The 20,700-nt window shown below is 69.5% G+C and carries 17 protein-coding genes and 1 tRNA gene; 17 read left to right on the forward strand and 1 reads right to left on the reverse strand.

Annotated elements, in window-relative coordinates:
- Nucleotides 1–3: 3 nt before the first annotated feature.
- The 5 genes from ACWD68_RS06110 (at nucleotide 4) to ACWD68_RS06130 (ending at nucleotide 4,443) form a co-directional block, all read left to right on the forward strand.
- The gene (locus ACWD68_RS06110) at nucleotides 4–1,371 is read left to right on the forward strand and encodes a replication initiator (protein WP_451805279.1); all 1,368 of its coding nucleotides are present in this window, start codon (nucleotides 4–6) and stop codon (nucleotides 1,369–1,371) included.
- Nucleotides 1,371–1,541, forward strand: coding sequence for a helix-turn-helix transcriptional regulator (locus ACWD68_RS06115; protein WP_451805352.1), 171 nt, complete (start codon nucleotides 1,371–1,373; stop codon nucleotides 1,539–1,541). The genes ACWD68_RS06110 and ACWD68_RS06115 overlap by 1 nt, the downstream gene beginning before the upstream one ends.
- A complete protein-coding gene (locus tag ACWD68_RS06120; protein WP_451805280.1) occupies nucleotides 1,538–2,911 on the forward strand; it encodes a tyrosine-type recombinase/integrase in 1,374 nt (457 codons plus the stop codon). Before ACWD68_RS06115 ends, ACWD68_RS06120 begins: the two co-directional genes overlap by 4 nt.
- A 107-nt stretch (nucleotides 2,912–3,018) precedes the next feature.
- Nucleotides 3,019–3,891 (forward strand): nuclease-related domain-containing protein, encoded by an 873-nt coding sequence (locus ACWD68_RS06125; RefSeq protein ID WP_451805281.1) that lies wholly within the window; start codon nucleotides 3,019–3,021, stop codon nucleotides 3,889–3,891.
- Between the two features lie 129 nt (nucleotides 3,892–4,020).
- Nucleotides 4,021–4,443 carry a hypothetical protein gene (locus ACWD68_RS06130; protein WP_362274705.1) on the forward strand — a complete coding sequence of 141 codons (423 nt, stop codon included), beginning with the start codon at nucleotides 4,021–4,023 and terminating at the stop codon, nucleotides 4,441–4,443.
- Nucleotides 4,444–4,659: 216 nt separating this feature from the next.
- Here ACWD68_RS06130 and ACWD68_RS06135 read toward each other — a convergent pair.
- Nucleotides 4,660–4,731: transfer RNA gene (locus ACWD68_RS06135), tRNA-Arg, on the reverse strand.
- A 157-nt stretch (nucleotides 4,732–4,888) separates the two neighbouring features.
- Here ACWD68_RS06135 and ACWD68_RS06140 point away from each other — a divergent pair.
- The 12 genes from ACWD68_RS06140 to prmC all read left to right on the forward strand — a co-directional run bounded on the left by ACWD68_RS06140 (nucleotide 4,889) and on the right by prmC (nucleotide 20,671).
- Nucleotides 4,889–5,386, forward strand: a complete 498-nt coding sequence (locus ACWD68_RS06140; protein ID WP_451805282.1) for a response regulator — start codon at nucleotides 4,889–4,891, stop codon at nucleotides 5,384–5,386.
- A gap of 530 nt (nucleotides 5,387–5,916) precedes the next feature.
- A complete protein-coding gene (gene nrtL / locus ACWD68_RS06145) occupies nucleotides 5,917–7,065 on the forward strand; it encodes an ArgS-related anticodon-binding protein NrtL (RefSeq protein WP_451805283.1) in 1,149 nt (382 codons plus the stop codon).
- A gap of 34 nt (nucleotides 7,066–7,099) precedes the next feature.
- A complete protein-coding gene (lysA, locus tag ACWD68_RS06150) occupies nucleotides 7,100–8,491 on the forward strand; it encodes a diaminopimelate decarboxylase (protein ID WP_451805284.1) in 1,392 nt (463 codons plus the stop codon).
- A 217-nt stretch (nucleotides 8,492–8,708) separates the two neighbouring features.
- Nucleotides 8,709–10,001, forward strand: a complete 1,293-nt coding sequence (locus ACWD68_RS06155) for a homoserine dehydrogenase (protein ID WP_451805285.1) — start codon at nucleotides 8,709–8,711, stop codon at nucleotides 9,999–10,001.
- Between the two features lie 6 nt (nucleotides 10,002–10,007).
- A complete protein-coding gene (gene thrC, locus ACWD68_RS06160; RefSeq protein WP_451805286.1) occupies nucleotides 10,008–11,066 on the forward strand; it encodes a threonine synthase in 1,059 nt (352 codons plus the stop codon).
- Between the two features lie 402 nt (nucleotides 11,067–11,468).
- On the forward strand, nucleotides 11,469–12,398 hold the full coding sequence (thrB, locus tag ACWD68_RS06165; protein WP_451805287.1) for a homoserine kinase: 930 nt from the start codon (nucleotides 11,469–11,471) through the stop codon (nucleotides 12,396–12,398).
- Between the two features lie 388 nt (nucleotides 12,399–12,786).
- Nucleotides 12,787–14,868, forward strand: coding sequence for a transcription termination factor Rho (rho, locus tag ACWD68_RS06170; RefSeq protein ID WP_451805288.1), 2,082 nt, complete (start codon nucleotides 12,787–12,789; stop codon nucleotides 14,866–14,868).
- A 146-nt stretch (nucleotides 14,869–15,014) separates the two neighbouring features.
- Nucleotides 15,015–16,820: a trypsin-like serine protease gene (locus ACWD68_RS06175; protein ID WP_451805289.1), complete on the forward strand. Its 1,806-nt coding sequence runs from the start codon at nucleotides 15,015–15,017 to the stop codon at nucleotides 16,818–16,820.
- A 210-nt stretch (nucleotides 16,821–17,030) separates the two neighbouring features.
- The gene (locus ACWD68_RS06180; protein WP_451805290.1) at nucleotides 17,031–18,167 is read left to right on the forward strand and encodes an LCP family protein; all 1,137 of its coding nucleotides are present in this window, start codon (nucleotides 17,031–17,033) and stop codon (nucleotides 18,165–18,167) included.
- A gap of 149 nt (nucleotides 18,168–18,316) precedes the next feature.
- Complete coding sequence (rpmE, locus tag ACWD68_RS06185) at nucleotides 18,317–18,538, forward strand: 50S ribosomal protein L31 (RefSeq protein WP_100595864.1); 222 nt, start codon at nucleotides 18,317–18,319, stop codon at nucleotides 18,536–18,538.
- A 174-nt stretch (nucleotides 18,539–18,712) separates the two neighbouring features.
- Nucleotides 18,713–19,789 (forward strand): peptide chain release factor 1, encoded by a 1,077-nt coding sequence (gene prfA / locus ACWD68_RS06190; RefSeq protein WP_451805291.1) that lies wholly within the window; start codon nucleotides 18,713–18,715, stop codon nucleotides 19,787–19,789.
- A 36-nt stretch (nucleotides 19,790–19,825) separates the two neighbouring features.
- On the forward strand, nucleotides 19,826–20,671 hold the full coding sequence (gene prmC / locus ACWD68_RS06195) for a peptide chain release factor N(5)-glutamine methyltransferase (protein ID WP_451805292.1): 846 nt from the start codon (nucleotides 19,826–19,828) through the stop codon (nucleotides 20,669–20,671).
- Nucleotides 20,672–20,700 lie beyond the last annotated feature (29 nt).

Genomic DNA, 20,700 nt, shown 5'->3' on the forward strand with positions numbered 1-20,700 from the left:
CACATGCGCCCCGAGGCTCCCACCGGAGCCATCCGCCAACTGGCAGCCCTCGCCCAGCACGGCGACCTCAGCACCTACGCACACCAGGTTCAGCGCCTCAGCGGCTGCGAGCGGCCCGTACGGATGGAGGGCCACCGCCTCGACGTCCACGCGGCAACCGGCGAGATCGTCCGCGAGATCTTCGACCGCGACCTTCCCGCCGGACAGCTCCTCATCCGCTGCAACAACCGCCGCGCGACCCGCTGCGCCGCCTGCGCCGAGGTCTACCGCAAGGACACGTTCCACCTCGTCACGGCCGGTCTGAGCGGTGGCAAGGGGATCGGCCCGGCCGTCGCCCAACACCCCCGCGTCTTCGCCACCTTCACCGCCCCGTCCTTCGGCCCCGTCCACAACCGGCCCGGCGGCGGCCGCTGCCGCTGCGGACGCCTCCACCCCGACGACGACCCCGCCCTCGGAACCCCGCTGAACCCGGAGCGCTACGACTACCGCGGTGCCGTTCTCTGGAACGCGCACGCCGGTGCCCTGTGGGCACGCTTCACCACCTACCTACGCCAACAGATCGCGACGCGCGCGAACATCACCCGCTCCGAACTGCGCCACTGCCTCAAGCTCTCGTACGCCAAGGTCGCCGAATACCAGCGGCGCGGAGCCGTGCACTTCCATGCCGTGATCCGCCTCGACGGCCCCGAAGGTGCCGAGGACCCCCCGCCCGTCTGGGCCACGACAGAACTCCTCACCGACGCGATCCGCTCCGCCGTCCGGCTCGCCGAGACCCCCGGCCCAACCCTCGACGGGCGCGCCCACACCTTCCGCTTCGGCGAACAGCTCGACATCCGCCCGATCCGCTCCGCCGACTTCACCGGAACCACCGACCTGACCAGCCGGGCCGTCGCCGCCTACATCGCCAAGTACGCCACCAAGGGCGCGGAGAGCGCGACGGGCACCATCGACCGCCCGATCCGCAACCCCATCACCGACCTGATCGGCACCGACGTCACCGACCACGCCCGGCAGATGATCCTCACCTGCTGGCACCTCGGCGCACTCCCCGAACTCGAAGAACTCCGGCTGCGCAAGTGGGCCCACATGTTCGGCTTCCGCGGCCACTTCTCGACGAAATCCCGCGCGTACTCCGTCACCCTCGGCGCCCTCCGCCAGGAACGCGCCGACCACAACGAAGCACTCACCCGCGAACGCGCAGCCCTCGCCGGCCACCCCATGCCCGATCCGGACACCGTCCTTGTCCTCTCGCACTGGCGCTTCGCCGGCACCGGCCTGACTGCTGCTGAATCCTGGCTCGCCACCTCACGGCGACCCGACACCCCGGACACGGAAGGAGACTCGTTGTGGACCGTCGACGAGACGAACTGATGACCGTCCCGCAGATCCTCGCCGAGCTGGGCGGCGTCTCTCGCCGCACCTTCTACCGCTGGCGGGAGCTGGGATACGGGCCGGCCGCGTTCAAGCTGCCCAACGGAGAGCTCCGGGTATGGCGTAGCGACTTCACCACGTGGCTTCGACAGCTGGAGGCAGCGGCGTGAAGTCCCTTGACGTGAAGGTCTGGGCGGTTCGCAAGCGGGACACCAAAACGCCCTCGTACGGTGTCCGCTGGTCCGTTGCCGGCAACGTGCTCTCGGAGTCATTCCGCACGAAGGCGCTCGCCGACCACTTCCGCACGAAGCTCATGCGAGCGATGCGCGACGGTGAAGAGTTCGACACCGAGTCGGGCCTCCCGGCCTCGATGGAAGAGAAGAAGTCGGCCGTGTCCTGGTACGCCTTCGCCCTCAGATACCTGGCCATGAAGTGGCCCCATGCCGCCCCCAATACGAGGGACGGCATCAATGAATCCCTCACCAGCGTGACGCTGGAGCTCCTCGACGAGCGTGCCGGACGGCCGTCCGATGAGGTGATCCGCAAGGCATTGCGCAACTGGGCCTTCGTGTTGCCGGGGCCCGACGATCGGGAAGTCCCGGACGACGTGCGGAACGTTCTGCACTGGGTGTCCAAGGCCTCCCGGCCGCTCGCCGATCTTGCTGATCCAGCCACGGCCCGAGCGGTCCTCGACTCGCTGAAGCTCAAGCTCGACGGCACAGCGGCAGCGGCGGAGACCGTGCGGCGCAAGCGTCGGACGCTCGTCAATGCCACGAACTACGCGGTCGACCTGGGGGAGCTGCGAGAGAACCCCATCACTGCGGTTCGCTGGCAGAAACCGAAGGTCTCCAATCAGGTGGACCCGCGCGTAGTCGCCAACCCGGAGCAGGCTCGTAACCTCCTGGCGGCCGTCTCCTACGTGGGTGGATACCGGCGTGCCCGCGGCCGTCGTCTCGTGGGTCTGTTCGCCGCGATGTACTTCGGTGGCCTTCGGCCGGCTGAAACGGTCGGCCTCGCGGAGACAGACCTGATCCTCCCCGAACAGGGCTGGGGCTCGGCGGTGCTTCACCGAACGCGTCCGTCGGTCGGCAAGCAGTGGACCGATTCTGGGGAGACCCACGATGACCGCGGGCTGAAGAACCGGCCGACCGAGGACGTCCGGCGGGTACCCATTCCGCCTCACCTCGTCGCCGTGTTCCGTGAGCACCTGGCCACCTTCGGTACAGCGGACGACGGGCGCCTCTTCTTCAGCGAGAAGGGCTCGGTCGTCCCGTCCTCGACCTACTACCGCGTCTGGCAAGAGGCCCGGCTCCTCGCGCTCCCGCCAGCCGCCGCTTCCTCGCCTCTCGCGAGTCGGCCGTACGACCTCCGTCACTCCGCACTGTCCACGTGGCTCAACGCCGGCGTCGACCCGACCGAGGTCGCAGAGCGTGCCGGCAACAGCGTCGAGGTGCTGCTGACCCGCTACGCGAAGTGCCTCGACGGACGGCAGGACGTCGCCAACCGGCGCATCGAGGACCTTCTGCGCGAGTACGAGTGAGACACCCTGCACCCCACCAAGGCCCCGGGCATCTTGTCCGGGGTCTCTCTCGTTTTGAGCCTTACCTGCTGCGATGCTTCGAGCCGAGAGTGGACGAGGGGGAACTCGTGGAGCTGCAGGTCACGCGCTGGAAGCGGTACGGACATGATCGTCTGTACGCGAACCTGCCTGATGGCACGGCGGTCGGCTGGGCGGATGTGAAGACGGGGGACATCACAGTCCTGGTCGCCGAGTATTGCGACGACGTGATCGCCGTGCTGACAGATCACTTACGGAACAACCCCGAACCGGTCCTGCCGCAGAAGACGCCCAGGACGCACGAGGTTGAGGCGCCCCCGATGCTGCCGCCGCTGACGGCTGCCGACGACCTGTCCGCCAACTGTCCCGGTGAGTCTCTGCTCGACAAATCTGGACCAGGCCTGATCAAGCGATTCGTCTCACAGCTCCTGCGGCGCCCCGCCGAATGGGACTCCTGGCGGAAGGGCCTTGAGGGGGAGCAGAGGGTGGGAGCCGAGCTGAACCGTTTGGAGCGGCACGGCTGGCGCGTCCTGCATTCCATCCTCTTGGCCGACAAGGTGGACGTGGACCACTTGCTGATCGGGCCCGGTGGCGTGTTCAGCATCAATACGAAACACCATCACAAAAAGGCCGTATGGGTCGGCGACGACTCCGTGAAGGTCGATCACGGAAAGCCGACGCCCTATGCGCGCAAGAGCCAGGCTGAGGCCAAGCGGGTAGCCCGAGTGCTTGAGCGCTACTGCGGATTTCCCGTACCGGTGCAGCCTGTGCTCGTCTTCGTCGGCGTGACCGATCTGAGGGTGGTCGCCACGCAGCTCAGCGTGCGCGTGTACCGGGAGCGTGAGGTGTCGGCACTGGCGCCGCTCTCAGGGGTGCTGACGGCTGAACAGATCGAGCAGGTGTACGACGTCGCCCGTCATCGCCAAGCGTGGATTGGGGCCTCAGCCAGCTCTTCTCGGTGAAGTGTCGGCCTTTCCATGAGCTGTGGGGGAGCCTTCATGGCGTGACCGGCGCCGGGGTGGGGCGCCCTGTCAGTGCCGTCCTTTACGCTCCGCTCCTGATCAAGCAGTTCGGATGGGGAGGGGATAGGGATGGGCGGAAACGAGTGGAGCCACACGGGCCCTTATCAGCGTGATCTGGTGGCCGCGTTCCGGCAGGCTCAGGAGGACGAGTTGGCGCGGGACAACCACGGTTTCGAGGGCCAGTCCGTCGAGGAACTGTGGCGTGACCCGGAGTGGCAGGAGTACATATTCACCGGCGGCACGTGCACCGTGCTCGACTTTCCTCTCATGATCGAAGCCGCGGACACCGATGACGGTCCGTTCATGCGGCCCCTGACCGATGGGGAGGTGCGTGCGTGGGCTCCTCACGGCCGGCCCACCTACGAGGAGTGGGACGCAGCTCTTGATTCCGAGCAACTGGGCTTCCCGAGCCGCGCCCAGGGAAACTGCACAGTGCTCTACCGCGACGGCAGGCCTGCGCAGATCGGCTACTGGGGGGTCACCGCCGACTAGGGGGACCGATACCGCTTCGCGATGCGGCCCCGTACTCGTCCGGGGCTGCGTCGCTTTGGTAGGGCCCACCTGGGGGAACGCCCCAAGATCCCGTCCACGCCTCGTCCACAGACCCCGACACAGAGCCGCTTCGGGCTGCATCTGCCTGCACATACGCCAAGACCCCGTCCTCAGCGTAAGCGCTGGTGGCGGGGTCTTTGGGCACCTGAATCAAGGTGCCCCCGGCAGGATTCGAACCTGCGCACACGGCTCCGGAGGCCGTTGCTCTATCCCCTGAGCTACGGGGGCGTGTCGGGCGCGTTGTGTGCGGCGACGGGTAGAACCCTACCAGCTCTTTCCGGGGTGATCGCCACGTGTTTTGGCCGTGGCGGGTGGCGTTGCGGGGCGTGGGGGAGCGCTTGGGGGAGCGGGGTGTGTCTGCGGTGGGTAACGGGGCCCGCACGGGGTGGAAGTGGGGAAAACCCGGACGCGGCGGTGGGCGCGGACCTACTCTCGAGTTGTGCCAGGCGCGTCCGGCCGGGTGCTTGTTGTGGACGACAACAAGGTCATCCGGCAGCTGATCAGGGTCAACCTCGAGCTGGAGGGTCTCGAGGTCGTGACCGCGGCTGACGGTGCCGAGTGTCTGGACGTCGTTCACCAGGTTCGGCCCGATGTCGTCACGCTCGACGTCGTGATGCCTCGGCTGGACGGACTGCGAACCGCTTCTCGGCTGCGTGCGGATCCCCGGACGCGGAAGCTCCCCATCGCCATCGTCAGCGCCTGTACTCAGTACGAGGTCGAGAGCGGGCTCGACGTCGGTGTCGACGCCTTTCTCGCCAAGCCCTTCGAGCCTTCCGAACTCGTGCGGCTCGTGAGGCAGTTGATGGAGCGGAGTGAGGTGGGCGGTGGCGTCTTGGGCGGCGCCGTCGAGGAGACCGAGGGTGCGGGACGCACCGGTCATTGAGCCTTACGCGCTGGGCTGGTTGCCGTAGCGCTCCCATCAGATGGTCGGGCCGGCCCGACCCGTGTGGAGAAACCTGGTCAGATCCGGTCGTCGGCCTGTACCGGACCGGCTGGGTGAGGAGTGCCCGGTCCCTGGTGCCGAGGTCGGCCACCGGGCGTGGCCGGCGTCCCGGGTGAGCTATGGGCTCCGCCGGACCCGCCGATCAATGAGATGCGCCCGTCCCCTCTGTCCCCTCTGTCACCGAGGGGCGGCCACCGGAGCCGCCTGCGTTCCGGGGCAGCCCCTGTCCTGGGAACCCTCAGCCCCAGAGTCCAGCCCCAGATTCCGGTCCAAGGCCCAAGCCCCGGAGCTCGGCCCCGAACCGCTCGAGCCGCCCCCCTTGAGCCCAACCCCTCGGAGTCCCCGCCCCCGGGGAGCCCACCCCGAAAGACCCCGGCACCCGCTCCGCCCACCACCCCTCCCGTCCACATCCCGGACCATCGCCCAAACTGGCTCGCATACCCACCCCCCTCCTCCCCTAGGCTTGTCCCGTGACTCCCGTCGAGCTCTCCCGTACCGTGCTGCGCGCGGTGCGTCGTGCTGTCGACGTGGGGGAACTGGGCGTCTCCGTGCCCGCGGGCGCCGTGGTCTCCCCGCCGGGGCCGGGTGGGTGTGGGGACTACGCGACGAACATCGCGCTCCGGCTGGCCGGTCCGGCCGGGCGACCGGCCCGGGAGGTCGCGGACGTCCTCCGGCCGTACATCGCGGATGCTCCCGGTGTCGCCGACGTGACCGTCACCGGCCCGGGTTTCCTCAACATCACCCTCGGTGGTGGAGCGTCCGCCGCACTGGTGGAAGAGGTACTGAAGCAGGGGACGCGGTACGGGCACGGTGACACCCTCGCCGGGCAGGTCCTCGAGTTGCGCGTGCCCTACGACACCCGGGCCGAAGTCGTCGCCGACACCGTCGTACGGATCGTCGCCACCCAGGGCGGACGCGCCGAGGTCCGCCACGCCGAGCCCGTGAACCTCCGGCCCGTGCCCGCGCCGGAGGACCCCGCCCCCCTCGGCCCCGACGCCGCCCGCTGGGCGCTGCTTCACACGGCGCCCCACGACCGGCCCCGGATCAGCGCCGACCACCTTCTCCAGCGCGAGAGCAACCCTCTCTTCCGCGTCCGCTACGCCCACGCCCGCACCCGGGCCCTCCGCCGGAACGCAGCCACCCTCGGCTTCATCGGTGCCCACAGTGGGGCGCGCCCCGCGGACCGCCCTACGGACGGTCCGATCGTTGGCACCTCCACCCCCGGGACCTCCACCCCCGGGACCTCCACCCCCGCCTCCGCATCCATCGCCGACCTCCCCGCCGCCCGCCAGGAAGGCCGTCCCTCTGCCTCCTCGGCGGCGGGCAACGCCACCCCCGCCCTCCCCAGCCCTCCCCACGAAGCGGAGCTCCTCGTCGCTCTCGCTGAGTATCCGCATGTCCTGCGGGTTGCCGCGCGGGATCGGGCGCCTGATCGGCTGGCGCGGCATCTGGTCGTCACCGCTGATGCCCTTCTCGGTTTCCAGCACGTCGTTCTGCCGTTCGGCGACGAGAAACCCTCGGCCGCCCACCGCGCCCGGCTCGCGCTCGCCGAAGCCGCCGGGACGGTGCTGGCCGGCGGCCTGTCCCTGCTCGGCATCAGTGCACCCGAACATCTCTGACTCAGCAGATGACACAGCAGAAAGCCCTACAGACATGAGCCGTTCCGCACACCCCGCCGGGCCCCGTCACGCCGATGTCCTCACCGAGGGCCACTACAGCGCGCCGCCCGCCGACCTCAACGCCCTCGACCCGAAGGTGTGGGCGCACACCGTCAGCCGTACGGACGACGGTGTCGTGAGCGTCGGAGGGCTCGAAGTCACCGCGCTCGCCGAGGAGTTCGGCACGCCGGCGTACTTCGTCGACGAGACCGACTTCCGGGAGCGGGCGCGTGCCTGGCGCACCGCGTTCGGGCACGACGCCGACGTCTTCTACGCGGGCAAGGCCTTCCTGTCGCGCGCCGTCGTGCGCTGGCTGCACGAGGAGGGGCTCAACCTGGACGTGTGTTCCGGGGGCGAGCTGGCGACCGCCCTCTCCGCCGGGATGCCCGCCGACCGCATCGCCTTCCACGGCAACAACAAGTCCGAGAACGAGATCCGTACGGCCATCGAGACCGGCGTCGGGCGGATCGTGCTCGACTCCTTCCAGGAGATCGTGCGGGTGGCCCACATCGCGCAGTCCCTCGGCAAGCGGCAGCGGGTGCAGATCCGGGTGACGGTGGGCGTGGAGGCGCACACCCACGAGTTCATCGCCACGGCGCACGAGGACCAGAAGTTCGGGATCGCGCTCGCCGACGGGCAGGCCGCCGAGGCCGTACGGCGGGCGCTCGCGCTCGACGCGCTCGAACTCGTGGGGATCCACTCGCACATCGGGTCGCAGATCTTCGACATGGCCGGGTTCGAGGTCGCCGCCCGGCGGGTGGTCGCGCTGCTGGCCGCGGTGCGGGACGAGCACGGCGTCGAGCTGCCCGAGATCGACCTCGGCGGTGGCCTCGGTATCGCGTACACCAGCGACGACGACCCCCGCGAGCCGCACGAGATCGCCAAGGCGCTGAGCGAGATCGTGACGCGCGAGTGCGAGGCCGCGAAGCTGCGTACGCCGCGGATCTCCGTGGAGCCGGGGCGCGCCATCGTCGGCCCCACCGCGTTCACGCTGTACGAGGTCGGCACGATCAAGCCGCTCGACGGGCTGCGGACGTACGTCTCGGTGGACGGCGGCATGTCCGACAACATCCGGACCGCGCTGTACGACGCCGAGTACAGCGTGTCTCTCGTCTCGCGCACCTCGGACGCCGAGCCGATGCTGGTGCGCGTCGTGGGCAAGCACTGCGAGAGTGGTGACATCGTCGTGAAGGACGCCTTCCTCCCCGCCGATCTGGCCCCGGGCGACCTCATCGCGGTCCCGGCGACCGGCGCGTACTGCCGGTCCATGGCGAGCAACTACAACCACGCGCTGCGTCCGCCGGTCGTCGCGGTGAAGGACGGTGCGGCGCGGGTGATCGTCCGCCGCGAGACGGAGGAGGACCTTCTGCGTCTCGACGTGGGCTGACGGGCGAAGTGAGGCGTCAGGCGCCTCGGATGTGACGGCGGGTGCCTGGAGGTGACGGCGGGTGATCGGAAGTACCGGGTGTATCGGGTGGAAGATCTCCTGTCGTCACCTAGCAGAAAAATGAAATGGACGTCTCACGATCCGGACGAAGGGTAGAAACTCCCGTCCGGTGAGTGAGACTGGTCCAACCGAAGACGGTATGAGGAAACGAGGTCGGATGATGCGTACGCGTCCGCTGAAGGTGGCGCTGCTGGGCTGCGGGGTTGTCGGCTCAGAGGTGGCGCGCATCATGACGACGCACGCCGACGACCTCGCGGCCAGGATCGGTGCCCCCGTCGAGCTGGCGGGCGTGGCCGTCCGCCGCCCCTCCAAGGTGCGCGAGGGCATCGACCCCGATCTCGTCACCACCGACGCCACCGCCCTCGTCAAACGCGGGGACATCGACGTCGTCGTCGAGGTCATCGGCGGCATCGAGCCCGCCCGTACGCTGATCACCGCCGCGTTCGAGCACGGCGCCTCCGTCGTCTCCGCGAACAAGGCGCTGCTCGCCCAGGACGGTGCCGCCCTGCACGCGGCGGCGCAGCAGCACGGCAGGGACCTCTATTACGAGGCAGCCGTCGCCGGCGCCATCCCGCTGATCCGGCCGCTGCGCGAGTCCCTCGCCGGAGACAAGATCAACCGGGTGATGGGCATCGTCAACGGCACCACGAACTTCATCCTCGACAAGATGGACTCCACGGGGGCGGGTTACCAGGAAGCCCTCGACGAGGCCACCGCGCTCGGGTACGCCGAGGCCGACCCGACCGCCGATGTCGAGGGCTTCGACGCCGCCGCCAAGGCCGCCATCCTCGCCGGGATCGCCTTCCACACGCGCGTGCGCCTCGACGACGTCTACCGCGAGGGCATGGCCGAGGTCACCGCCGCCGACTTCGCCTCGGCGAAGGAGATGGGCTGCACCATCAAGCTGCTCGCCCTCTGTGAGCGGGCCGCCGACGGGGGATCGGTGACGGCGCGCGTGCATCCCGCGATGATTCCGCTGACCCACCCGCTGGCCTCCGTGCGTGGCGCATACAACGCCGTGTTCGTCGAGTCGGACGCCGCCGGACAGCTGATGTTCTACGGGCCGGGCGCGGGCGGCGCCCCGACCGCCTCCGCCGTCCTCGGCGACCTGGTGGCCGTCTGCCGCAACAGGCTCGGCGGTGCCACCGGGCCCGGCGACTCCGCGTACACCCAGCTGCCCGTCTCGCCCATGGGCGAGGTCGTCACGCGCTACCACATCAGCCTCGACGTGGCCGACAAACCGGGTGTTCTCGCTCAGGTCGCCACCGTCTTCGCCGAGCACGGCGTGTCCATCGACACCGTGCGTCAGTCGGGCAAGGACGGCGAGGCCTCCCTCGTCGTCGTCACTCATCGTGCGTCCGACGCGTCCCTGGACGGGACCGTCGAGGCGCTGCGCAGCCTCGACACCGTGCGGGGTGTCGCCAGCATCATGCGGGTTGAAGGAGAGTAACCAGCAATGACCCACCAGTGGCGCGGAATCATCGAGGAGTACCGGGACCGGCTTCCGGTGTCCGACAGCACGCCGGTCGTCTCGCTCCGTGAGGGCGGCACGCCGCTCGTGCCCGCGCAGGTGCTCTCCGAGCGCACGGGCTGCGAGGTCCACCTCAAGGTGGAGGGCGCCAACCCGACCGGGTCCTTCAAGGACCGCGGTATGACCATGGCCATCACGCGGGCGAAGGAAGAGGGCGCGAAGGCCGTCATCTGCGCCTCCACCGGCAACACCTCGGCGAGCGCCGCCGCTTACGCCGTACGCGCCGGGATGGTCTGTGCCGTCCTCGTGCCGCAGGGCAAGATCGCGCTCGGCAAGATGGGCCAGGCGCTCATCCACGGCGCCAAGATCCTCCAGGTCGACGGCAACTTCGACGACTGTCTGACACTGGCGCGCTCGCTGTCCGACAACTACCCGGTGGCGCTGGTCAATTCGGTCAACCCGGTGCGTATAGAGGGCCAGAAGACCGCCGCCTTCGAGATCGTGGACATGCTCGGCGACGCGCCCGACATCCATGTCCTTCCGGTGGGCAACGCGGGCAACATCACCGCGTACTGGAAGGGGTACACCGAGTACGCCGCCGACGGCATCGCCCGGCGCACTCCGCGCATGTGGGGATTCCAGGCGTCCGGTTCGGCGCCGATCGTGCGCGGCGAGGTGGTCAAGGACCCGTCGACGATCGCCACCGCGATCCGGATCGGCAACCCGGCCTCGTGGAAGTTCGCGCTGGCCGCGCGGGACGAGTCGGGCGGCCTCATCGACGAGGTGACGGACCGTGAGATCCTGCGCGCCTACCGGCTGTTGGCCGCTCAGGAGGGCGTCTTCGTCGAGCCCGCGTCCGCCGCGTCCGTCGCCGGTCTGCTGAAGGCCGCCGAGCAGGGCAAGGTCGACCCGGGGCAGCGCATCGTCTGCACCGTCACCGGAAACGGCCTCAAGGACCCCGACTGGGCCGTCGCGGGCGCCCCGCAGCCGGTCACGGTCCCGGTGGACGCGGCGACGGCGGCGGAGCGGCTCGGTCTGGCGTAAAACCGCCAGGCGTGAACCCGCCAGGCGTGAACCCGCCAGGCGGGGCCGCCGGTCCCGTCGGACACGGCGGAACCCGCCGAACGTGGCAGAACGCGCCGAAGGCGGGCGGAAAACCGTCGGAAAGCAGATGGAATCCGCCCGCCCCCGGAGGGTCGCCCCCACGGCGACCCGACGGGGGGGTGCACGGGGGGCTTACGACACGCATCGTGCGCCTCCTGTGCGCCCTATGTCGCCACAGAACCTTCCTTCGATAAGCTGTACCGAACCCGCCCGCCGCATATGCCGCGGTGCCGCGCCGTCCTTGCGGCCTCCGGGTCCTGGTGCCCGCCCGTCGCAGTCAGTTCATTCCGCAGTTCTTCGAGAATCTCGTACATCACGCAGCTCAAGGAGAGTCATCGAGCGATGGCCGGTCCAGCGTTCCGCGCCGCCGCCGTCCGGGTGCGCGTCCCCGCCACCAGCGCCAACCTCGGCCCGGGCTTCGACGCCTTCGGCCTGTCACTGGGGCTGTACGACGACGTGGTCGTCCGGGTGGCCGACTCCGGGCTGCACATCGACATCGCGGGTGAGGGCAGCGAGACGCTGCCGCGCGACGAGAAGCATCTCCTCGTACGTTCCCTGCGCACCGCCTTCGATCTGCTGGGCGGACAGCCGCGCGGCCTCGAGATCGTCTGCGCCAACCGCATTCCGCACGGCAGGGGTCTCGGCTCCTCCTCCGCCGCCATCTGCGCCGGCATCGTCGCCGCCCGCGCGGTGACGATAGGCGGGGACAGCAGGCTCGACGACACCGCGCTCCTCGAGCTCGCGACCGAGATCGAGGGGCATCCCGACAACGTCGCGGCCTGTCTGCTCGGCGGTTTCACGCTCTCCTGGATGGAGTCCGGCGCCGCGCGGGCGATCAGGATGGAGCCCACCGATTCCATCGTTCCGGTGGTCTTCGTACCGGGAAAGCCCGTCCTCACCGAGACCGCGCGCGGTCTGCTGCCGCGCACCGTTCCGCATGTCGACGCCGCCGCCAACGCGGGTCGCGCCGCATTGCTCGTCGAGGCCCTGACCCGGCGCCCCGAGCTTCTGCTGCCCGCGACAGAGGACCGGCTGCACCAGGAATACCGTGCTCCCGCGATGCCGGAGAGCGCGGCTCTCGTGGAGCGCTTGCGCGCCGACGGCATTCCGGCGGTGATCTCCGGCGCGGGGCCCACGGTCCTCGCGCTGGCGGACCGCGCGTCGGCCGACAAGGTGGCCGATCTCGCAGGTCAGAGCTGGGCCGCCAACCGTCTGGACCTCGACGCCCAGGGGGCGTGCGTATTGCCGCTCGCACCTGTCGGGGTCAATTGACGACGCACGGTTGCCGGATTTGGAGAGGGGGAATGTTTGTTGGATCCGGTAGTGTTAACCTCAAGTCTGCACCCGACCCCACCATGGCGAGGTGCTTCGCGTCCCCGTCCGGGACACCCATTCTTCCGGGAGCCTCCCAAACTGCTTTGTGCCTTGCATTGGGTGCTATGCGCTGAGCAGTGCTGAGCACGCTCCGGAACCGGCGTGACCGAGCCGATGACACCGAACCTCAGTGCCACGGCTCCGTAATCGTCATCACCAGATATTTCTTCCGCCGCTTTGGCGGACCACCGCCCCGGCACGGTCCACATAGCAAGGACCAAAGCCGGACAGCACAACCGGTCGCCGAGCCAGACAGGCCGACGTCCGCTCCAGGGAAGGACCCTTCGTGAGCGACACCACCGATCTGATGGGCGCACGTGTCGAGGAGACCGCTGCCGCGCCCGCCACGGACGCCTCCGCGCCTGCCACCGGTGCCGGCTCCAGGCGACGCCGCGGTACCGGCCTCGAAGGCATGGTGCTGGCCGAGCTGCAGCAGGTCGCATCCGGCCTCGGAATCAGGGGCACCGCGCGTATGCGCAAGAGCCAGCTGATCGAGGTCATCAAGGAGGCGCAGGCGGGAGGAGGTGCTCCGGCCAAGACGGCGTCCGACGACGCCGCCGAGACCAAGCCGAAGCGCCGGACCACCTCGAAGGCCCGCACGGGCGACGAGGCCGCCGCCCCGGCCGAGACGAAGGCCGAGAAGGTCGCCGCCGAGAAGGCCGTGGCCCAGCAGCAGATCGAGATCCCCGGCCAGCCGGCCGGCGGCCCCTCCCGCGCGAGCGAAGCCGAGCGTGGGGGAGACGACGCCCCCGCCGAGCGCCGCCGTCGCCGTGCCACCGCCGACGCGGGCAGCCCCGAGACGGTCGCCGCCGAGGCGAAGAGCGAGCCGAAGGCCGAGGCGCAGCCGCAGGGCGACGCCGAGGGTGCCGACGGCCGTCGTGAGCGTCGCGAGCGCCGTGACCGCGACCGGGGCGGCCGTGACCGCGACCGCCGCGGCAACAAGGGTGACGAGCAGCAGGGCGGCCAGGGCGGCCAGGGCGGCGGGCAACAGCGCCCGGACCGTCAGGAGCGCCAGGACCGTCCGGACCGTCAGCAGCAGGGCGGCGGCCGTCAGGACCGCCAGCAGCCGCGTGACAACGGTCCGCGTGACAGCGGCCCGCGCGACAACGGCCCGCAGGACGACGACGACTTCGAGGGCGGCCGCCGCGGCCGGCGGGGCCGTTACCGGGACCGCCGTGGGCGTCGCGGACGCGACGAGATCGCCGAGCCGCAGGTCGCCGACGACGACGTGCTGATCCCCGTCGCGGGCATCCTCGACATCCTCGACAACTACGCGTTCATCCGTACGTCGGGCTACCTTCCGGGTCCCAACGACGTGTACGTCTCCCTCGCCCAGGTCCGCAAGAACGGCCTGCGCAAGGGTGACCACGTCACCGGTGCGGTCCGTCAGCCGAAGGACGGCGAGCGACGCGAGAAGTTCAACGCGCTGGTCCGCCTCGACTCGGCGAACGGCATGGCGGCCGAATCCGGGCGCGGGCGACCGGAGTTCAACAAGCTGACGCCGCTGTACCCGCAGGACCGGCTCCGCCTGGAGACCGACCCGGGCGTGCTGACGACCCGGATCATCGACCTCGTCGCGCCGATCGGCAAGGGTCAGCGCGGTCTGATCGTGGCCCCGCCGAAGACCGGCAAGACCATGATCCTGCAGGCGATCGCCAACGCGATCACCGTCAACAACCCCGAGTGCCACCTGATGGTCGTCCTGGTCGACGAGCGTCCGGAAGAAGTCACCGACATGCAGCGGTCGGTCAAGGGCGAGGTCATCTCCTCGACCTTCGACCGTCCGGCCGAGGACCACACCACGGTCGCCGAGCTCGCCATCGAGCGTGCCAAGCGTCTGGTGGAGCTGGGCCACGACGTGGTCGTGCTGCTCGACTCGATCACGCGTCTGGGCCGTGCGTACAACCTCGCCGCCCCGGCCTCCGGCCGCATCCTGTCCGGTGGTGTCGACTCGACCGCGCTGTACCCGCCGAAGCGCTTCTTCGGTGCCGCGCGCAACATCGAGGACGGCGGCTCGCTGACCATCCTGGCCACCGCGCTCGTCGACACCGGCTCGCGCATGGACGAGGTCATCTTCGAGGAGTTCAAGGGCACCGGCAACGCCGAGCTCAAGCTCGACCGGAAGCTCGCCGACAAGCGCGTCTTCCCGGCGGTGGACGTCGACGCGTCCGGTACCCGCAAGGAAGAGCTGCTGCTCGGCAGCGACGAGCTCGCCATCACCTGGAAGCTGCGTCGCGTGCTCCACGCGCTCGACCAGCAGCAGGCGATCGAGCTGCTGCTCGACAAGATGAAGCAGACGAAGTCGAACGCCGAGTTCCTGCTCCAGATCCAGAAGACCACGCCGTCGCCGGGCAACGGCAACGACTGAGTCCACAGGGCAAGAACCACCAGGGACCGCCCCCGTCACGCACGTGACGGGGGCGGTCCTTTGCGCTGCCCGGGACACGTGTACGATCGCGCCCTTGAACTTCTGCTGAAGCAGATGTGAACTCTTGACTCTGAGGGGGGACTTGAGTGGATACGTCCACGTCCGGGGGCGGTCGGCACAGACGCCGCATACGGATCGCCGTCCCGGTCGCCGCAGCCGGCCTCGCCGCCGCGGTCGCCGGAGCGCTCCTGATCTCGTCGGCGAACGCCGCGCCCAGTTCGACGCCGCCCACGCCGACCGTGAAGGTCGGCAACTCCACGCCGTCCCAGGCGGTACTGGAGAAGCGCGTCGCGGGCGCCGTCGCCGGTGACGACACCGCGGGCCGGACGAGCCGGAAGGCGTCGCTGAGCGCCGGTACGAACACGGCGAAGGTCGACCCGAAGATCATCGGCGGCACCACGACCACCATCGCCACGGCTCCGTGGATGGCGCAGCTCTGGTACTACGACGACAAGGGCACCACGAGCGAGGCCGACGACCTCGGCTTCTTCTGCGGTGGCTCCGTCGTGTCGCCGACGAAGATCCTCACCGCCGCCCACTGCGTCAAGGGCTACGACTGGAAGGCCAACGGCGCCGTCATCACCGGCACCGCCCAGCTGCCGAGCGGCAGCGACCTGCCGGCAGGGGCCACGGTCAGCGCCCCCTGGCGGCAGTGGAACCACCCGTCGTACAGCTCGACGACCATCGACAACGACATCGCGGTCATCACGCTGGCGAACCCCGTCACCGCCAAGCCGATCCGCATGACGACGTCCGGCGACACCGCCTCGTACGCGGCCAGCACCGAGGCGACGCTCTACGGCTGGGGCCGCACCAGCTCCACCACCGACGACATCTCCGAGACGCTGAAGACGGCCAAGCTGCCGATCAACTCGGACGGCACGTGCGGCGCCACCTACGGCAGCGACTTCGTCAAGGGCCACATGGTCTGCGCGGGCAAGCCGGCGACCGGCTCCGACGCGGGCACCACCACGGCCTGCAACGGCGACTCCGGCGGCCCGCTGATCGTCAACGGCCGCATCGTCGGTGTCGTCTCCTGGGGTGTCGAGGACTGCGTCGCGGAGGGCGCGTACAGCGTCTTCTCCAAGGTCAGCACCTATGTCGGTGCCGCCTACCCGCGCGTCGAGGACACCAACCTGAGCGGTGACCACAAGGCCGACCTGTGGGTCCGCAGCGCGTCGACCAAGAAGGGCTACTCGAAGGACTCCAAGGGCACCTCGTTCGCCACGCGCGAGTCGTGGGGCGGCTGGGACGGCGTCAACGTCGTGCTCCAGACGGACCTGAACCGTGACGGCTACCAGGACCTCGTGGTCCGCGACAGCGCCACCGGAGACGTCTACTGGATGCACTACGTGGTGTCGAACGGCGACTGGTCGACCGACAGGATCTTCAGCAGCTGGGGTACCCGTCAGCGCATCATCGCGCCTGGCGACCTCAACGGCGACGGCCTGCCCGACATCCTCTCCGTCGACTCCTCCGGAGCGATGTGGCAGTACCCGGGCAAGGGCAACGGCACCTTCTCCTCCCGGGTCAAGGTCAGCACCGGCTGGAGCCAGTACAACTCGGTGCGCGGGCACGGCGACTTCACCGGCGACGGCAAGGCCGACCTGATCGCGCGCAGCAAGACCGGCTCGTACATCTACCTGTACAAGGGCACCGGCAAGACCGGCAGCGAAGCCTTCTCCAGCCGCATCAAGGTGCGCACCTGGAGCAGCTACAACGCCTTCGACGCCGTGGGTGACGTGACCGGCGACGGCAAGGCCGACTTCCTGGCCCGCACCTCCGGCGGCACGCTGTACCTGTACCCGGGTACCGGCAAGGCCACCAGCGAGATCTTCGCCACGCGGATCTCGGTCGGCACCGGTTTCCAGCAGTACGACATCTTCGGCTGAAATCGCAGGTGAGCGGGTTCTTCCCGATCTCACCGATCACGGAATGTGCCCATCGCGCCACGCGGTGGGCACATTTCGTTGTGCAACCCTTTCCCGGGTTTCCCCGTCTGACCGTACGGAGTGACCATGGAGCGGTACGCCTCGTCACGACCAGATGGGCCTGGCCCTGAAAGCAGGGGGTAACCGACCGCAAAGGAAACCGAGGAGCACATGCCTGCCGAGAGCACGCCGGAGCCCGCCATACCGGGCGACCCCGGCAACAGCACCCCGCGCCGGGCCAAGGGCCGTCGCCGCAGGACCCGCAGCACGCGGAGCAAGGCCCTGCTCGTCACGGCCTGGACCGCGGCGGGCATCGTGGTGCTCGGCGGCACCGGAGCCGGCTACCTGTACTTCAAGCTCAACGGCAACCTCAAGAACGTCGACATCAACCAGGCGCTCGGCAGCGACCGGCCCACGAAGGTCGACAACGGCTCCGAGAACATCCTGGTCCTCGGCTCCGACACCCGCTCCGGCGGCAACAAGAAGCTGGGCGGCGGCACCGACGACGGCAGCGCCCGCTCCGACACCGCGATGGTCGTCCACGTGTACAAGGGCCACAAGAAGGCCAGCGTGGTGTCCATCCCCCGCGACACCCTCATCAAGCGGCCCTCCTGCGTCGACGCCAAGGGCACCCGCCACGACGCGGCCTCCGGCGTGATGTTCAACTCCGCCTACTCCACCGGCGGCGCCGCCTGCGCGGTGAAGACCGTCGAGTCCGTCACCGGCATCCGCATGGACCACTACATCGAGGTCGACTTCAGCGGATTCCAGAAGCTGATCGACGACCTCGGCGGTGTCACGGTCACCACGACCAAGGACATCAAGGACCCCGAGAGCCATCTGAACCTGACGGCCGGATCGCACGAACTCGACGGCAAGCAGGCACTCGGCCTGGTCCGGACCCGGCACGGCGTCGGCGACGGCTCCGACCTCGGCCGTATCCAGCTCCAGCAGGCGTTCATGAAGGCGCTCGTCGACCAGGTCAAGCACATAGGGATCCTGTCCAACCCGAAAAAGCTGTACGACCTCGCCGACACCGCGACCAAGGCGGTCACCACCGACTCCGACATCGGCAGTGTCACCGACCTCGCCTCCTTCGCGAGCGGCCTCAAGGGCATCAGCTCGTCCCACATGACCATGGTGACGATGCCGGTCCAGTACGACAGCGCCGACGCCAACCGTGTCCTGGTCGACAAGGACAAGGCCGAGCTGGTCTGGAAGGCGCTGAAGGACGACCGGCCGATCCCGAAGGCGGCCACCAAGGGCACCGCCACCGGCACCGCGAAGGGCGTCGTCAGCCCCGGCTGACCTGTGCGCGGAGCCCCTGGGAATAGATCGTCGCGTCCCCCCGTTTTGGGGGATACGGCCAGTGCTGGCAGACTGGTACGTCGGCCCCGGTTCACGCACCCCGCATCCCGCGGCGGCGACCCGGTGCCCTCCCGAATCTAGGAGACACCTTGAAGCGCGACATCCACCCCGAGTACGTCGAGACGCAGGTCAGCTGCACCTGTGGCGCGTCGTTCACCACGCGGAGCACGATCTCCAGCGGCACCGTCCGTGCCGAGGTCTGCTCCGAGTGCCACCCGTTCTACACGGGCAAGCAGAAGATCCTCGACACCGGTGGCCGTGTGGCCCGCTTCGAGGCCCGCTTCGGCAAGGCTGCGGCTGCCAACAAGTAGCGAGCCCACAGCGCCGGTCTTCGGTGTCCCCTGCACGGGGACGCCGGGACCGGCGCTTTGCGGTCCAGCCCTCTCCCCCCAGGCACTCGAACCCGTTCGAGCAGGGGGACCCCCACGCCGTACCTACGTCCCCGAGCCCGTCACGGAGCTGGGGACAGTCCATTGGAGCCGGAGATGTTCGAGGCGGTCGAGGAACTGATCGGCGAGCACGCCGATCTGGAGAAGAAGCTCGCTGACCCGTCGGTGCACGCCGACCAGGCCAACGCGCGCAAGCTCAACAAGCGCTACGCCGAGCTGACCCCGATCGTCGCGACGTACCGCTCCTGGAAGCAGACCGGGGACGACATCGGCACGGCGAAGGAGTTCGCCGCCGACGATCCCGACTTCGTGGCCGAGGTCAAGGACCTGGAGAAGCAGCGCGAGGAGCTCACCGAGAAGCTCCGCATGCTGCTGGTCCCGCGCGACCCGAGCGACGACAAGGACGTCATCCTGGAGATCAAGGCGGGCGCCGGTGGCGACGAGTCCGCCCTGTTCGCCGGTGACCTGCTGCGCATGTACCTGCGCTACGCCGAGCGCGTCGGCTGGAAGACCGAGCTCATCGACGCCACGGAGTCCGAGCTCGGCGGCTACAAGGACGTCCAGGTCGCGGTGAAGACCAAGGGCGGCCAGGGTGCCACCGAGCCCGGCCAGGGTGTCTGGGCCCGCCTCAAGTACGAGGGCGGTGTGCACCGCGTGCAGCGCGTGCCCTCGACCGAGTCGCAGGGCCGCATCCACACCTCCGCCGCCGGTGTGCTGGTCACGCCCGAGGCCGAGGAGGTCGAGGTCGAGATCCACGCGAACGATCTCCGTATCGACGTCTACCGCTCCTCGGGCCCCGGCGGCCAGTCCGTCAACACGACCGACTCCGCGGTGCGCATCACGCACATTCCCACCGGAGTCGTCGCTTCCTGCCAGAACGAGAAGAGCCAGCTGCAGAACAAGGAGCAGGCGATGCGTATCCTGCGCTCCAGGCTCCTCGCGGCGGCGCAGGAGGAAGCGGAGCGGGAGGCCGCGGACGCCCGCCGCAGCCAGGTCCGCACCGTCGACCGCTCCGAGAAGATCCGTACGTACAACTTCCCGGAGAATCGGATCTCGGACCACCGCGTCGGCTTCAAGGCGTACAACTTGGACCAGGTCCTGGACGGAGAGCTCGACGCGGTCATCCAGGCCTGCGTCGACGCGGACTCGGCCGCCAAGCTCGCCGCCGCGTAACAGCAAACGACAACAGCTCAGCCCCGGAGGACCAGCGTGAACCTGCTGCTCGCGGAAGTGGCCCAGGCCACCCAGCGGCTGGCCGACGCCGGCGTGCCCTCGCCGCGCAACGACGCGGAGGAGCTCGCCGCCTTCGTGCACGGCGTGAAGCGGGGCGAGCTGCACTCCGTCAAGGACACCGACTTCGACGCCCGCTACTGGGAGGTGACCGCGCGCCGCGAGGCCCGCGAGCCGCTCCAGCACATCACCGGGCGCGCCTACTTCCGCTACCTCGAACTCCAGGTGGGGCCGGGCGTGTTCGTCCCCCGCCCGGAGACCGAGTCGGTCGTCGGCTGGGCCATAGACGCCGTCCGCGCGATGGACGTCGTCGAACCGCTGATCGTGGACCTGTGCACCGGCTCGGGCGCCATCGCGCTCGCCCTCGCGCAGGAGGTCCCGCGCTCCCGTGTGCACGCCGTGGAGCTGTCCGAGGACGCCCTGCGGTGGACGCGCAAGAACGTCGAGGGGTCCAGGGTCGACCTGCGCCAGGGAGACGCCCTCGCGGCCTTCCCCGACCTCGACGGCCAGGTCGACCTGGTGATCTCCAACCCTCCGTACATCCCGCTCACCGAGTGGGAGTACGTGCAGCCGGAGGCCCGGGACCACGACCCCGAACTCGCCCTCTTCTCGGGGGAGGACGGACTCGACCTCATCCGCGGCATCGAGCGCACCGCGCACCGCCTGCTGCGCCCCGGCGGCGTCGTCGTCATCGAGCACGCCGACACCCAGGGCGGCCAGGTGCCGTGGATCTTCACCGAGGAGCGGGGCTGGGCCGACGCGGCCGACCACCCGGACCTCAACAACCGGCCGCGGTTCGCGACCGCCCGCAAGGCGATGCCGTGAGCGCCGCCCAGGGTGTCCCGGCGCACGGC

This window comes from Streptomyces sp. NPDC005141 (genome assembly GCF_053599975.1).

What these genes read in the sequence shown, in the direction of transcription:
- ACWD68_RS06110 (WP_451805279.1), top strand. Translation starts at nt 4, where the DNA reads ATGCGCCCCGAGGCTCCCACCGGAGCCATCCGCCAACTGGCAGCCCTC.
- ACWD68_RS06115 (WP_451805352.1), top strand. Translation starts at nt 1,371, where the DNA reads ATGACCGTCCCGCAGATCCTCGCCGAGCTGGGCGGCGTCTCTCGCCGC.
- ACWD68_RS06130 (WP_362274705.1), top strand. Translation starts at nt 4,021, where the DNA reads ATGGGCGGAAACGAGTGGAGCCACACGGGCCCTTATCAGCGTGATCTG.
- lysA (WP_451805284.1), top strand. Translation starts at nt 7,100, where the DNA reads ATGAGCCGTTCCGCACACCCCGCCGGGCCCCGTCACGCCGATGTCCTC.
- ACWD68_RS06155 (WP_451805285.1), top strand. Translation starts at nt 8,709, where the DNA reads ATGATGCGTACGCGTCCGCTGAAGGTGGCGCTGCTGGGCTGCGGGGTT.
- thrC (WP_451805286.1), top strand. Translation starts at nt 10,008, where the DNA reads ATGACCCACCAGTGGCGCGGAATCATCGAGGAGTACCGGGACCGGCTT.
- thrB (WP_451805287.1), top strand. Translation starts at nt 11,469, where the DNA reads ATGGCCGGTCCAGCGTTCCGCGCCGCCGCCGTCCGGGTGCGCGTCCCC.
- ACWD68_RS06180 (WP_451805290.1), top strand. Translation starts at nt 17,031, where the DNA reads ATGCCTGCCGAGAGCACGCCGGAGCCCGCCATACCGGGCGACCCCGGC.
- prfA (WP_451805291.1), top strand. Translation starts at nt 18,713, where the DNA reads ATGTTCGAGGCGGTCGAGGAACTGATCGGCGAGCACGCCGATCTGGAG.